This window comes from Listeria kieliensis (genome assembly GCF_003369925.1).
Classification (GTDB): domain Bacteria; phylum Bacillota; class Bacilli; order Lactobacillales; family Listeriaceae; genus Listeria; species Listeria kieliensis_A.
Map to the genome: position 1 here is coordinate 548,683 of NZ_LARY01000001.1, position 14,030 is coordinate 562,712.

A 14,030-nucleotide genomic window follows, 5' to 3' on the forward strand; every position below is an offset into this window, starting at 1 on the left:
GAAAGAATTTTCTTATCTTTCTAGCGGTGAAACTGTTATAATAGAGGGTATCAAATAAATTGGATGTGACCAAATGACTAAAAAAATTAAAATTGTTACGGATTCAACGGCTTGTCTTTCAAAAGAAGAAGCAGAAAAGTTTGGAATTGAAGTGCTTCCGCTTTCTGTAGAAGTAGACGGAAAGACATATGATCCCTTAAACGAACTAACACCTGAAATTTTTATGGAACTGATGCGTGACTCGAAACAATTACCGAAATCCTCTCAGCCACCACTTGGACGATTTGTCGAGCTGTATGAAAAGTATATTGCGGAAGGCTATGAAGTGCTTTCGATTCATTTAACTGAAAAATTGAGTGGAACTGTGAATACAGCAAGGCAAGCAGCTGAGATGACGACAGGAACAGTGGAAGTCGTCGATACGAATTTTATTGCACGTGGTCAAGCGTTTCAAGTACTTGAAGCAGCGAAAATGGCACAATCTGGTAGTTACTCTATGGCTGAAATCAAACAACGCATGGAAGAAATTCGCTCGAAAACGAAGCTTTATATCGTTGTCGTCACACTTGAAAACTTGATTAAAGGCGGACGAGTTGGACGCGTTCAAGGTCTTCTAGGAAGTCTATTAAATATTAAATTGATTGCGGAATTAAAAGAAGGACAACTGGAAGAAACGGCGAAAGTAAGAAGTAACAAGAAAATTTTGAACTACTTGCTCGAACTTGTTGGGGCTGAAAAAAGAAAACTGGTAGCACTGGACGTCGAACACGCAAATGGCTTACAAATGGCCGAAGCTTTTCAAGAAGCCGCCAAAAAATTGCTTGGCATGTCCTCGATCCCGATTTTTGATGCCGATCCTGTTGTAGCGACACATGCTGGTAATGGTGCTTTTGCTGTCATGTACTACACGGAATAAAGTGAGGATACAGAAAGATGAAGAAAAAAAGATTACTTGTTTTACTAGTTGCCGCTTTGATCCTTCTAGCTATCATTTTTGGTGGGTTATGGTTAAAAGACTATCTGGATCAAAAAAAAGAAGAAGAAAAAACACCGATTTCACTTGTTGCAATGGGGGACTCGCTTACAGAAGGTGACGGTGATGAAAAGAAAGCTGGCGGCTATGTTGGCATTTTAGATAAATCGCTTGCTCGGCATCAAGAAGTAAAAAATGTCACAACGAAGAACTATGGTGTTTCTGGAAATAGAAGTGATCAGCTTTTAAAACGCTTGAAAACAGAGCCTGAATTTCAAAATGCCGTTCAAAAAGCAAACGTCATTACAATTACAATCGGTGGAAACGATGTGATGAAAGTTCTTCAATCGAAACTACTGGATGTCAAAGTTTCTGATTTTACGAAAGCGCAGAAAAACTTCCAAAAAAATTTGACGGAAGTCTTCACATTAATTCGAGAAAATAACCCGAATGCTCCGATATTCCTCGTTGGAATTTATAATCCATATACGACTTATTTTAGTCAAATCAAGCAGTTTGATGAAGTGATCTCGAACTGGAATGCGAGTTCACGTGCCTTTATTAAAGAGCAAAAAAATGCTTACTTTGTTCCGATTGCACAGCTGATTGAAAATCGCGATAAAAAAAATCACGACAAACCTAATCCGCTTCTCTCGGACGATTATTTCCATCCGAATCATACAGGGTATGAAAAAATCGCGCATAAGCTTGATGAAACGATTATAAAAGAGCTAGATGCGGGAAATATTCCTAAAAAGAAAGAGTAAGGTGAATTCGTTTGGCGGAACAACAAACAAGAAGTGATGAAAAACAAGAATTAAAACGGAAAATTAATTTTTGGAAATGGGTTTGTCTAGCGTTGTTCTTGATAATTGCAGGTTTTTTTGGTTGGATTTATCTATCTATTTTTGTGCTTAATCCAACAGAAGAACCAACTCCTGCAATTAAAAGCAACCACAAAAATGTTGAATTTTCAACGAGCACTTCAAAAGCAGACTTAAATAAGCTGATTCAGACCTATATTGATGATTTTAGTGACGATGAAGATATTGGTTATGATGTCTATGTAGCGAACAATGTGATTTTTAAGGCAGAAGCTAAGATTTTTGATGAGCCGATTCAAATGAAATTGATATTTTCTCCGTCGGTTAAGAAAAATGGCGATGTCGTTTTGAAATTAAAAGACATGGCGGTTGGAGCTTTACCGCTTCCGGTTTCTTATGTTATGAGTTTTGTGAATAAAACCTATAAATTTCCAAAGTGGGTTACGGTCATTCCTAAAAAGCAAGAGATTTATCTGGATTTAAATAAATTGAAGCTAAAAGGTGACACCAAAGTCCGTGCCGATGCACTTGATTTGAAGAAAGACGACATTTCGTTTACACTTTTAGTACCCGTTAATTAAACGGAGACAGGGGTGACGTAAATGACTGATAAAAAATTAGAAAAAGCAACTTTTGCAGGAGGCTGTTTTTGGTGTATGGTAAAGCCATTTGACACGCAACCTGGTATTTTGAAAGTTGTTTCCGGCTACACGGGCGGAACAACAGAAAATCCAACTTATGAAGAAGTTTGCCGTGGAAATACAGGCCACGCGGAAGCTGTGGAAATCACGTTCGATCCTGAAGTGTTTCCTTATGGGAAATTAGTTCAAGTTTACTTCGAGCAAACGGATCCAACCGATCCAAATGGACAATTTGTAGATCGCGGTAGTTCTTACCGGCCAGCGATTTTCTATCATAATGAAGAACAGAAACAAATTGCTGAACAAGCGGTCAAAGATTTGGACGCAAGTGGTCGTTTTAAAAAGCCAATTGTGACGGAAGTAGTTCCTGCAAGTACTTTTTATCCAGCAGAAGATTATCATCAAGATTTTTATAAAAAGGAAAAAATGCATTATGAAGGCTATCGTCGTGGTTCTGGAAGAGATCAATTTATCCAAAATCACTGGGAAGGATGAGGGCAATGGATCAAAAAACAAAAGCAGAACGTTTACAAGAACTTTCAGATTTGGAATACAAGGTGACACAAGAAAACGCGACAGAAACACCATTTCAAAATAAGTATTTTGATAATGTGAAGCCAGGGATTTATGTGGATGTTGTTTCTGGGAAGCCACTTTTTTCTTCCACGGATCAATATGACGCGGGGTGTGGCTGGCCTAGTTTTACAAAGCCGATTGATGAGGCTGAGATTCTAGAAAAGTTTGATGATAGTCACGGCATGCGGCGGACGGAAGTGCGTTCTAAAAATGCTGACTCCCATCTTGGGCATGTTTTTCCAGATGGACCAAGCGATAAAGGCGGACTTCGTTATTGTATCAATTCAGCAGCACTTCGATTTATTCCCGCAGAAGATCTTGAAACAGAAGGATACGGCAAATATCGCGTACTCTTTTCATAAAAATGGATAGGCTCTTTGGATGTGTCCGAAGAGCCTTTTTTAAGGAGGAAGCTCAAAATGAAAGTAGCTATTGTTGGCCTTGGCGGGATTGCTCAAAAGGCTTATTTACCGGTTTTTGCAGAAATGGAAGAGCTTGAAGTGCATCTTTACACACGAAATCTAGAGAAACTTAAGCATTTACAAAAGAAATATCGTTTTAAGGAAACACATACTTCGATTGAATCTGTGATTGAAGCGGGTGTTGAAGCCGTTTTTGTACATAGTTCGACACAAAGCCATGCAGAGATGATAAAACCCTTTATTGAAGCTAGGATTGCGGTTTATGTGGATAAGCCGATTTCTGATCAGATTGAAGAAACTCGGGAACTTACTGCACTTGCAGAACGCTTGCAAGTTCCGCTCATGACTGGTTTCAACCGACGCTTTGCTCCGTATTATCAAGAGCTAAAACAGCTTGAAAATGCCAACATGATCGTGATGCAGAAAAATCGAGCAGATAGTATGGGTGAACCGCGTACTTTTATTTATGATGATTTTATTCATGTAGTGGACACGATTCGTTTTTTACTGGATGGGAAGGTAGAGGCTTTTCAAATTTTTCCTGTTTTTCGCGAAGGGCTGTTAGAAAGTTTGACAGTGCAGTTTAGTGGGAATGAGAAAGTGGCAACAGCGATTATGAACCGGAATAGTGGCGTGAGTGAGGAAAAAGTAGAAGTGCTCACAAGTACCGGCAAATACACGGTATCGAATTTGCAGGAGATTGAAGCTGGGACGGGAATTGTAAAACGTTTGGAACGGTTCCCAGATTGGGAAAAAACACTTTATAAACGTGGCTTTGTCCAGATTGTAAGTGCATTTTTAGAAGCGGTGAAAAATGGTCAGAAGTTACCAATTGCAGAACAAGATGCGCTTTCTACTCACGAACTCTGTGAAGAAATTTTAAACGCGTTGTAAAGCCTGACTTTACGTTTTAAAAAAAATCCTCTATAGTAAGAACATGAAAAACAAGTTGGAGGAGAATTATGGGACGGACTTTCTATCATTTTTTAATGACGTATCGTGATCCGGAAAAACGCGATCCTAAAACGCAATTTGCTAATGCGGCCTATAAAGATCATAGTTTTCCGAAACAAGCGAAAAGCTACCATGTACTGAGCGACTATTTAGAACTAAATGCGCCGTATTTGAATGGAATGGCGCTATTTGATGAATTATATGACGAATATTTACTTAGCGAAGAAAAAAATCGTTAAAATGAAGGAGGAATTTGATTTCATGAGTGTACATATTGCAGCTGGACCGGGAGAAATTGCTGAAACGATTTTGCTTCCAGGGGATCCGCTTCGGGCTAAATATATTGCTGAAACTTTTTTTGAAGAGCCTGTTTTATTTAACGAGGTTCGAGGCATGCTTGGTTATACGGGAACCTATAAAGGAAAACGTGTTTCTGTTATGGGAACCGGGATGGGGATTCCTTCAATTTCGATTTATGTGAATGAGCTTATTCAAAGCTATGATGTGAAAAAATTAGTTCGTGTGGGGACGATGGGCGCGCTGCAAAAAGACGTAAAAGTCCGCGATGTTGTGATTGCTCAAGCGGCTTCAACGGATTCAAAAATCAATCAAAATACCTTTCCAGGTGTTGATTTTGCTCCAGTGGCTGACTTTGATTTGCTGAAAAAAGCGTATGAGGCGGGGACGCGTAAAGGACTTTCGCTAAAAGTGGGGAATGTTTTTTCTTCGGATCGTTTTTATAATGATGAACTGGACAAAAAGCAACTGGCGGATTATGGCGTACTTGGCATTGAAATGGAAGCAGCAGCGCTATACACGCTTGTTCAAAAATACGGGCGACATGCACTTGCTATTCTTACAGTCAGTGATCACATTTTAACAGGGGAAGAAACAACAGCGCTTGAGCGGCAAACCACTTTTGGTGATATGATAGAAGTGGCGCTTGAAGCAGCGCTATAAGTTTTCAAAATGGAAAGGCATGAGGTTCTAAGATGAATACGATAATTTCAGTTGCGTTTGCCATTGCACTTTCAGTGGTTCAAACTGTACAAGATGATGGAAATCATCAAGCAAATTCAAATAAGTCACAAAAAGTAACGCAAAAATCGACTACTAGCGAAGTGGCTAAACTAAAGAAAGATCCGCTTTATCCGTTTATCTCTAAGCAAAATAAACTTGTAGAAAGAAACGGCACAGCGTACATTGAAAACGAAGCAAATTTACTTATTTTAGCCAATAAGGATTATTTGATGCAATCGACTTATATTCCGAGTGATCTAGTTCGTCCTAATGTGGAATTTTCTTTTGGAAATGCAGATATTGAAAAAGCAAAAATGAGAAAAGCAGCAGGGGATGCACTTGAAGAGATGTTTAAGGGCGCAAAAGATGCTGGATACGAACTTTATGCGGTTTCAGGTTATCGTTCCTATAGTCGACAAGAAGAGGTTTACCAAGCTGAGGTAAACGCAAAAGGCAAAGAAAAAGCTGGCGAGGCGGTTGCAGTCCCTGGAACAAGCGAACACCAAACGGGGCTTGCGATGGACATGTCGGCGAAAAGTGCAGGTTTAGCATTATCGGCTGCATTTGGTGAAACAGCGGAAGGGACTTGGGCAAAGGAAAATGCCCACAAGTACGGCTTTATTTTGCGCTATCCAGCTGGGAAAGAAAAGATTACGAAGTATGAATACGAAGCTTGGCATTTCCGCTATGTCGGGAAAGAAGCAGCTACGATTATTTATAAAAATAATTGGACGCTCGAAGAATTTTTTGAACATGTGAAGCTTTTAGATGACAAGTTAAAAAAAGCCGAGAAAGCATAACTAGGACTGTCTTTTCGAGAGAAAAGACAGTTTTTTAGTGAATACTGCGGTTTCTTGTAAGGAGTTGAAAAAAATGGAAGCAAGTGAGAAAAAAGCACTCGTCAATCGCTTGCGGCGGGCTGAGGGACAGGTTCGCGGTTTAGAGCAGATGATCGAAACGGAGCGTGCCGCAAAGGAAATTTTAACGCAGCTTGCTGCAGCACGCGAGGCTCTTAAAAAAGTTGGACTTGCCGTTTTGGAAGAGGAAATACGAAATTTTGAGGCGATAGAAGCAAAGGAAGAACGTGTGCGTGCAGACGAGCTTATGGCGCTCGTTCGGCAGATTACGAAAGGATAACGGAGGGATGGTTGAAGATTCTCATTGAATTCTCATGAAAAAGGATACCATTCGGCGCCGAAAACTGTTAAAATGATAGAGTTAAAGTGATTTTAAAAGATCTTTGGACCTAGATAGAAAGTGGTGAATGTGGATGGATCAAAACCCACAAAATGGTGAGGAACAACAAGACAAAGAAAAAGAAGAGACGGGCAAGAAACAAGTAAATAGCAAATACGTCCGAATGCGCTTATTTCCGTTCATTATGCTTCTTTTCGGCTTTGTATTTGTAACGGCTCTTGTCACGACGATTGTGATGTCACTTGGTGATGATAAACAAGTAAAAGTTTCCATTCCAGAACGGAAGGAATTTACAAAACTTTATAATGCTTACGACGCTATCAAGAAAAATTATTATAAGAAGACAGACTCGGCGAATTTAGCGGAAGGAGCCATTAGTGGAATGATCGCTTCACTTGATGATCCTTACTCTGCCTTCATGACGAAAAAAGAATCCGAAGAATTTGATGACACGATCAGTTCAAGCTTTGAAGGAATCGGGGCTGAAATTGGTGAAGAAGACGGACACATTATTGTCGTTTCGCCAATTAAAAATTCGCCAGCTGAAAAAGCTGGAATGAAGCCACGTGACCGGATTACAGAAGTCGATGGGAAGTCGATTAAAGGACAGACGACGAACCAAGCGATTAAAAAAATTCGCGGTGAAAAAGGGACGACAGTTACGCTTACGGTTGAACGTGATGGTGTAGAAAAACCGATGGAATTTAAATTAACTCGTGCTGAAATCCCAGTTGAGACGGTCTATAAAGAAATGGGCAGTGATAAAATTGCACATGTGACTATCAGCACCTTCTCAGAAAAAACTGGTGAAGAATTCCTGAAAGCCTTGAAAGAGTTAGATAAAAAAGGTATGAAAGGACTTGTTGTAGACTTACGCGGAAATCCAGGTGGTTTACTTGACCAAGCGATCGCGATTTCTAACATGTTTGTTCCAGACGGCAAAGTGATCGTGCAAGAAGAAGACCGAAATGGAGATAAGTCAGCGGCTACAGCCGATAGTTCGGTCAATGATGATTACAAAGTGAAAGTGCCAACGACAATGCTCATTGATGATGGAAGTGCTAGCGCTTCTGAAATTTTAGCAGCCGCCGCTAGTGAATCCGGAAATGTCAAACTTGTTGGAACGAAATCATTTGGTAAAGGCACTGTTCAAACGGCACAAACGCTTGATGATGGTTCAACGCTTAAACTAACGGTTGCTAAATGGCTAACACCTGATGGGACTTGGATAAATAAGAAAGGTCTTACTCCGGATAAAGTGATCAGCATGCCAGATTATGCCACTCTAACAGTTCCTTCAAGTGACGCTAAACTGAAAGAAGGCGATTTTGGTGATCAAGTCAAAGTAGTTGAAAAACTTCTTCGAGCGCTCGACTATAATGTCGGGAAAGTGGACGGACTGTATGATAGTGAAACAGCGTATGCGGTTCAGCGCTTCCAAAGTGCAAATGGACTGGAACCGACTGGTGTGATGACCGGAAAAACAACGGATAAATTGATTGAACAAATTCGTAAGCAGCTGAAAGAAAATGATCCACAATTAAATGCTGCAAAAGAAATGGTGAAATGAAAAAATCCCTTTGGACACTGGTCCAAAGGGATTTTTTAAGAAACACGTAATTTTTTCTCAGTATAGCGAACGCGGATGGAAAGAATAAAAGCAGCAGTGAAAAGTCCTGTACTTAGGCCAATCCAAAACCCATAAGCTCCGAGTGTACTATAAGATAAGAAAATGCCAACAGGAAGCCCGACGATCCAGTAAGAGATAAACGCGACAACGGACGTGATCGCCACATCTTTATAGCCGCGAAGTGCGCCAAGTACTGGCGAGAGGACTGCATCGGCGAACTGGAACAAAATGGCATAAAGGAGAAAATGTGTAATTAAGAGAATCAAGTCATGCTCATTCGAATAAAAGCCCGCCACTTGTTCCCTGAAAAAGAAGAGCAAAGTTCCATTTAATGTGCCAATGGAAATCGCCGTGATCATCCCAATATGCCGGTAAGTTTTGGCTCCTTCAATACGCATTGCGCCTGTTTCAAAACCAACAAGAATCGTGAGCGAACTCGCAATGCTAAGCGGGAAAGCATAGAGGAGCGTACTGACACTATTTGCTGACTGATGAGCTGCGATAATATCCGTCCCGAAGCGACTCATCAAAATTGTGACGGCAGAAAAAATCCCGGTTTCAAATAAAATCGTTAGCCCGTTTGGGATACCGATCGTAAGGATTTCTTTGATTTTTTGGAAGGAAGCAGCGGCTGGCTTACTGAAAATTTGGAAGTGACGAATTTTCCGGTGCGTTTCAATGAGTAGAATCGATACGATCAAAACAAGCCAGTAAGTGATGCCTGTTGCATAGCCACTACCAGCGCCTCCAAGTTCGGGGAATCCAAAATTCCCAAAGATAAGAAGGTAATTTAGTAAAATGTTCATGGGTACAGTGGTGAGCGTGATCACCATACTAACGCGCGTCAAACCAAGAGAATCAATAAAAGAACGCAATACAGCTGACAGAAAAAAGGCTGGAAGTCCGATTGAAATCCCGGTTAAAAAATGCCTTGCCGTTGCTGCAACCTCTGCATTTAAGTGCATATGCGTTAAAAGAAGTGGAACTAAAAAGAGATTGACGAGTATCAAAATAATCGCAATCGTGAGAGCTACATAAATTCCGTTATGTACGGTCGCTTTTACTTTTTTATCTTGCTTAGCGCCAATCAGTTGCGAAATGATCGGTGTAATCGCCATGAGAAATCCCGTCAAACTCGCATTAATAGGCGACCAAAGCGAGCTTCCGATTGCAACGCCGGCAAGCGCCGTACTTGAATAATGCCCGCTCATGGTTGTATCGAAGAAAGTCATGGAAAAAAGAGCTAACTGCGTGATGACAATGGGAAAAAAGATGATGAAAAATTGCTTCCATTTGTCGAAATAACTGCTTGCTTGTTGCATGAATTTCCCTCCTAACGCAAGAATTATAGCATAGAAAGACGAGTTTGGGGCAATTTACTTTTCACTATTTTTCTGTTATAATGGGAAGCCGTGACAAGGCGTATCCTTGTGGGTTGGGAGAGGGACAATTTCATATAGAGGTTATTCATGAAGAAACAACTCGATCGAATTTTTGGACTGACGGAAGAAAAAGCTTCGATCAAGCAAGAGCTTTTGGCAGGCGTCATCGGCTTTTTTACAGTCGTTTACATTATCGCGGTTAATAGCTCCATTTTAAAGGAAGCCGGTATGAACTATGAAGGCGTGGCGCTTGCGACCATTTTGGTTTCTGCGCTTGGCTGTCTTTTAATGGGTTTTTGGGCAAATTTGCCGCTGATTTTAATGCCCGGCATGGGGATCAATGCCCTTTTCACTTACAGTCTCGTTCAAGGTGCTGGCTTGTCATTTGAACAAGCTTTGGCCGTTGTCTGCGTGTCTGGCGTGTTATTTATCCTGCTGGCCTTTACGCCGCTTGCTCGGATGCTGAACGAGGCGATTCCGCTCGTTTTGAAGCAAGCGATCACAGTTGGACTTGGGCTATTTCTTATTTTTCTTGGACTAGAAAAAGGAAAAGTCATTGTTCGCGGATCGCATGCCATCTTGGAACTTGGGGCACTAAATGACAAGTTTGTCCTCGCGACGCTTGTTACGCTTCTTGTGACGCTGATTCTTGTTATCCGGAAAGTTCCAGGTGCGTTTTTAATGAGTCTATTGCTCGGAACAGGGATCGGCTATTTATTTGGCGTTAGTGGCAAGTTTACAGGCGCTGCTTCGCTAAGTTTTGAACCGTTAAAAAAAGTTTTCATGCAAATGGATTTTAGCGGGATTGCGGATGTAGCGTTTTGGAGCGGTGTCTTTTCACTTACGATGGTCGTTGTGTTTGAGACGGTTGGCCTGACATTTGGTCAAACCCGTCAACTCGGGCACGAAGAACGACTGGGAAAGGTGCTTCAGACAAGTTCTGTCATGGTTTTCCTTTCCGGAATTTGTGGGACAAGCCCGACGGTTTCTGCGCTTGAAAGCGGATCGATGTCTGCTAGTGGCGCAAAAACAGGCCTAGCATCTGTTACAATGGGATTGTTATTTTTATCCGCTTTTTTCTTGATGCCATTTCTAGCGATCATTCCGGGAAGCGCAGTTGCCCCGATTTTGATCGTGATCGGCATGTCAATGGTGCAAGAAGTACGCGAAATGAAGTTTGAAAACGAAGCCGATATTTTTGCCTCGCTTTTAATCATTGTTTTCATTCCGTTTACGTATAGCATTGCAGATGGAATTGCGGTTGGCTTCATCGCCTATCCTATTTTAAATGCGTTTGTGAAACGCAAAGAAAAAGTACCACGCATCTTGTATGTGATTGCCGCTTTATTTTTGCTGCAGTTTATCATACAATGGATATAACACTACTTGAAAGGCTGCCCGAATCAAGCGGAGCAGCCTTTCTTTTGAAAAGAGGGACACTTTTATGTATTATTATTTGATCACACTGCTTGTTCTTGTTTTAGACCAAGCGACAAAGTGGGTCGTGATTTCGCAGATGGAAATTGGCGAAAAAATCACAGTGATACCAGGATTTTTATATTGGCTCAGTTACCGGAATAATGGTGCTGCATGGAGTATTTTAGAAGGCAAAATGTGGTTGTTTTATATTATTACGATTGTGGTCTCTGTTGCGATTATTTATATTATGGCGAAATATGCCAAAGGTAAGCCGCTTTTTTCTATTAGTTTGGCGCTTATTTTAGGCGGAGCATTGGGAAACTTTATCGACCGGATTCTGCATAAAGAAGTAGTGGATTTTGTTTCCACTGTTTGGGGAAGTTATCATTTTCCAATTTTCAATTTAGCAGATGCAGCACTTTCCATTGGTGTTGTTTTGATGCTGATTTATATTGTTTTAGATGACCGGAAAACGAAAGGGTAAATCGAATGACTAAAAAAAACGTGCAAGTTGAAGAAAATTTAAACGGGGAACGTTTGGACAAGGCACTTTCAACTTTGACAGGTGAAAGCCGCTCGCTCGTTCAAATGTTGATAAAAAAACAAGCGGTTCTTGTGAACGGTGAAAAAACGAAAGCAAATTACAAGGTGAAAACGGGTGACGAGCTGAGCTATGAAATCGAAGAGCCAGAAGAACTTTTAGTTTCGCCTGAAAATATTCCGCTTGATATCTACTATGAAGATGCGGACGTGCTCGTTGTGAATAAACCGCAGGGCATGGTTGTGCACCCGTCAGCTGGTCATAGCACGGGGACACTTGTCAATGCATTACTTTACCACTGTACAGACCTTTCAGGAATTAATGGCGTTATTCGTCCTGGCATCGTGCACCGAATCGATAAAGATACGTCTGGCTTGTTGATGGTGGCGAAAAATGATACGGCGCATGAGTCACTTTCTGAACAATTGAAAGCCAAAACGAGTGACCGGATTTATCTTGCGCTCGTTCACGGCGATATCAAACACCAAAAAGGAACGATTGAAGCGCCAATTGGCCGAGCAAAAGAAGACCGCAAAAAAATGGCCGTTGTAGCAGATGGAAAAGAAGCACGCACTCATTTTGAAGTGCTCGAACGCTTTGGCGATTACACCCTTGTGAAGTGCGAGCTCGACACGGGACGGACGCACCAAATTCGAGTTCACATGAAGTATATCGGACATCCGCTTGCAGGCGATCCGAAATATGGACCTAAAAATACACTTGCAGGAAACGGGCAGTTTCTGCACGCAAGCGAATTAGGCTTCCTTCACCCAAGAACAGGGGAGGCTTTGCATTTTAAAGCCCCACTACCAGAAAACTTTGAGGCGGCCTTAAAGCAGCTACGCGAAAAATAAAATCAAATAAAAAACCATTCTTTTCCTCATTAAAAGAATGGTTTTTATGCTTCATTTGGTACAAAGCATCTTTTTTAGTTTTCGTTGCGCGCGTTCGTAAATCAAGTGACGCGTAGGGACTTCGCTTTATTTCTGGATTAAGGAATCCTTCGCGAACCCGTTTCTCACGCCTTTTTTTGGCAGTCGATTTCGACATTAGCCATTCCTCCTTTTCTAAAACAATATCTGGATGATAACACGATGCGCTGAATTTAGCAATGAAAGAAGGGGAAAATCATGAAAATCTGGATGATTGGTTCTGTTGCAAGTGGAAAAACAACTCTTGCAAGAAAATGGCAGCAAGAGCTTGGAATTCCGTATTTTGAACTTGATATTTTTGTTCATGGCCCAAAAGAAGACCGTTTCAAGCGCTCGAAAAAAGAACAGTGGCACGAGATTAAAGAGATGGATAAAGCAGGAAACTGGATTGTGGAAGGGACTTATAGGGAATCTTATCACGATTTATTTCGCTTAGCAGATTGGGTCATTTTTTTAGATCCACCGCTTGCGCTCCGAAAAAAGCGCATCTGGAGGCGTTACCTCAAGCAAAAATGGGGACTTGAAAAAAGTCATTATTCATCCAATTTAAAAATGCTTCAAGCGATGTATCGCTGGACAAAAGCATTTGAAAAGAATCGGCCTGCCTTTTTGGAGATGCTAGAACGCGATTCAAATCACTATATCTGCATTCAAGATGAAACAGAACTTGAACCCCTTTTGGAGCATCTAAAAGACTCGCTTTCGAAAAAAATGACGGAAAAGGATTGACAGCCACTTCATTTTCAGGTAAGCTTAAGTCAATTGAAAAGATCCTTTAAATGTAGTCCAGAGAGGCTGAAAAGGTATACGCTCATTTTGGAGAATGTTCTCCATTTTAATTCGTGAGATACGTCTATATCCTTTGCCACTGTGGCAAAGGTTTTTTTGTATCTAAGAGGAGGTTCCTGATGACTAATCAAGTTGTTGTGATGGACGGAGCAGCGATTACGCGAGCACTTACGCGAGTGAGCTATGAAATTCTTGAACGAAATAAAGGTGTTGAGAATTTAGCAATCATCGGAATTAAGACTCGTGGGATTTATCTAGCGAAACGAATTAAAGATCGGATTGATTCAATTGAAGGGACTGACGTACCAATTGGAAGTGTTGATATCGCACTTTACCGGGACGATCTGAGCTTCAAAAATGAAACAACAAAAGAGCCATCCGTAAATGGTTCAGAAATTCCTTTTTCACTTGAAGGAAAACGCGTTGTGCTAGTTGACGATGTACTTTACACTGGCAGAACAGTGCGTGCCGCAATGGACGCGCTGATGGATATTGGCAGACCAGACCAAATCAGTTTGGCAGTTCTAGCTGACCGCGGACATCGGGAGTTACCGATCCGAGCAGATTTTGTCGGCAAAAACGTCCCTACTTCCAAAGGGGAACGCATCGAAGTCCACTTGGAAGAAGTTGACGGAACAGAAGATGCTGTCTTTATCTTAAAACCATAAAAATTGTATAACAACACTTTTTAATTGCAGTCCAGAGAGGCTAGCGAAGAGTGCATCCGTTT

17 protein-coding genes are annotated in these 14,030 nt (G+C 41.2%); 16 read left to right on the forward strand and 1 reads right to left on the reverse strand.

Annotated features, from left to right (window positions below; translation table 11 throughout):
• Positions 1-73: 73 nt before the first annotated feature.
• The 11 genes from UR08_RS02790 (at position 74) to UR08_RS02840 (ending at position 8,177) form a co-directional block, all read left to right on the forward strand.
• Positions 74-916: a DegV family protein gene (locus UR08_RS02790; protein ID WP_115752135.1), complete on the forward strand. Its 843-nt coding sequence runs from the start codon at positions 74-76 to the stop codon at positions 914-916.
• A gap of 17 nt (positions 917-933) precedes the next feature.
• Positions 934-1,740, forward strand: a complete 807-nt coding sequence (locus tag UR08_RS02795) for an SGNH/GDSL hydrolase family protein (RefSeq protein WP_115752136.1) — start codon at positions 934-936, stop codon at positions 1,738-1,740.
• Between the two features lie 11 nt (positions 1,741-1,751).
• A complete protein-coding gene (locus UR08_RS02800) occupies positions 1,752-2,378 on the forward strand; it encodes a YpmS family protein (RefSeq protein WP_115752137.1) in 627 nt (208 codons plus the stop codon).
• Between the two features lie 21 nt (positions 2,379-2,399).
• Positions 2,400-2,933 carry a peptide-methionine (S)-S-oxide reductase MsrA gene (gene msrA, locus UR08_RS02805; RefSeq protein WP_115752138.1) on the forward strand — a complete coding sequence of 178 codons (534 nt, stop codon included), beginning with the start codon at positions 2,400-2,402 and terminating at the stop codon, positions 2,931-2,933.
• Between the two features lie 5 nt (positions 2,934-2,938).
• On the forward strand, positions 2,939-3,376 hold the full coding sequence (gene msrB / locus UR08_RS02810; RefSeq protein ID WP_115752139.1) for a peptide-methionine (R)-S-oxide reductase MsrB: 438 nt from the start codon (positions 2,939-2,941) through the stop codon (positions 3,374-3,376).
• Between the two features lie 57 nt (positions 3,377-3,433).
• Entirely contained in the window at positions 3,434-4,330 is an 897-nt protein-coding gene (locus UR08_RS02815; protein ID WP_115752140.1) for a Gfo/Idh/MocA family protein, read from the forward strand.
• 68 nt (positions 4,331-4,398) lie between these two features.
• Positions 4,399-4,629, forward strand: coding sequence for a YozE family protein (locus UR08_RS02820; RefSeq protein WP_115752141.1), 231 nt, complete (start codon positions 4,399-4,401; stop codon positions 4,627-4,629).
• A gap of 22 nt (positions 4,630-4,651) precedes the next feature.
• The gene (gene deoD / locus UR08_RS02825) at positions 4,652-5,350 is read left to right on the forward strand and encodes a purine-nucleoside phosphorylase (protein WP_115752142.1); all 699 of its coding nucleotides are present in this window, start codon (positions 4,652-4,654) and stop codon (positions 5,348-5,350) included.
• Positions 5,351-5,382: 32 nt separating this feature from the next.
• Positions 5,383-6,210: a M15 family metallopeptidase gene (locus UR08_RS02830; protein WP_115752143.1), complete on the forward strand. Its 828-nt coding sequence runs from the start codon at positions 5,383-5,385 to the stop codon at positions 6,208-6,210.
• 73 nt (positions 6,211-6,283) lie between these two features.
• Entirely contained in the window at positions 6,284-6,547 is a 264-nt protein-coding gene (locus UR08_RS02835; protein ID WP_115752144.1) for a metal-sensitive transcriptional regulator, read from the forward strand.
• Between the two features lie 133 nt (positions 6,548-6,680).
• Positions 6,681-8,177, forward strand: a complete 1,497-nt coding sequence (locus tag UR08_RS02840; protein WP_115752145.1) for a lmo1851 family serine protease — start codon at positions 6,681-6,683, stop codon at positions 8,175-8,177.
• Positions 8,178-8,212: 35 nt separating this feature from the next.
• Here the strand turns inward: UR08_RS02840 and UR08_RS02845 are convergent, their stop codons facing one another.
• Positions 8,213-9,559, reverse strand: coding sequence for an MATE family efflux transporter (locus tag UR08_RS02845; RefSeq protein ID WP_115752146.1), 1,347 nt, complete (start codon positions 9,557-9,559; stop codon positions 8,213-8,215).
• Between the two features lie 147 nt (positions 9,560-9,706).
• Here UR08_RS02845 and UR08_RS02850 point away from each other — a divergent pair, with 147 nt between their 5' ends.
• The 5 genes from UR08_RS02850 to pyrR all read left to right on the forward strand — a co-directional run bounded on the left by UR08_RS02850 (position 9,707) and on the right by pyrR (position 13,968).
• A complete protein-coding gene (locus tag UR08_RS02850) occupies positions 9,707-10,999 on the forward strand; it encodes an NCS2 family permease (protein WP_115752147.1) in 1,293 nt (430 codons plus the stop codon).
• A gap of 64 nt (positions 11,000-11,063) precedes the next feature.
• Positions 11,064-11,522: a signal peptidase II gene (gene lspA / locus UR08_RS02855; RefSeq protein WP_115752148.1), complete on the forward strand. Its 459-nt coding sequence runs from the start codon at positions 11,064-11,066 to the stop codon at positions 11,520-11,522.
• Positions 11,523-11,527: 5 nt separating this feature from the next.
• Positions 11,528-12,433 (forward strand): RluA family pseudouridine synthase, encoded by a 906-nt coding sequence (locus UR08_RS02860; RefSeq protein ID WP_115752149.1) that lies wholly within the window; start codon positions 11,528-11,530, stop codon positions 12,431-12,433.
• Between the two features lie 276 nt (positions 12,434-12,709).
• Positions 12,710-13,240, forward strand: a complete 531-nt coding sequence (locus tag UR08_RS02870; RefSeq protein WP_115752151.1) for a P-loop NTPase family protein — start codon at positions 12,710-12,712, stop codon at positions 13,238-13,240.
• Positions 13,241-13,419: 179 nt separating this feature from the next.
• Complete coding sequence (gene pyrR, locus UR08_RS02875; protein WP_115752152.1) at positions 13,420-13,968, forward strand: bifunctional pyr operon transcriptional regulator/uracil phosphoribosyltransferase PyrR; 549 nt, start codon at positions 13,420-13,422, stop codon at positions 13,966-13,968.
• Positions 13,969-14,030 lie beyond the last annotated feature (62 nt).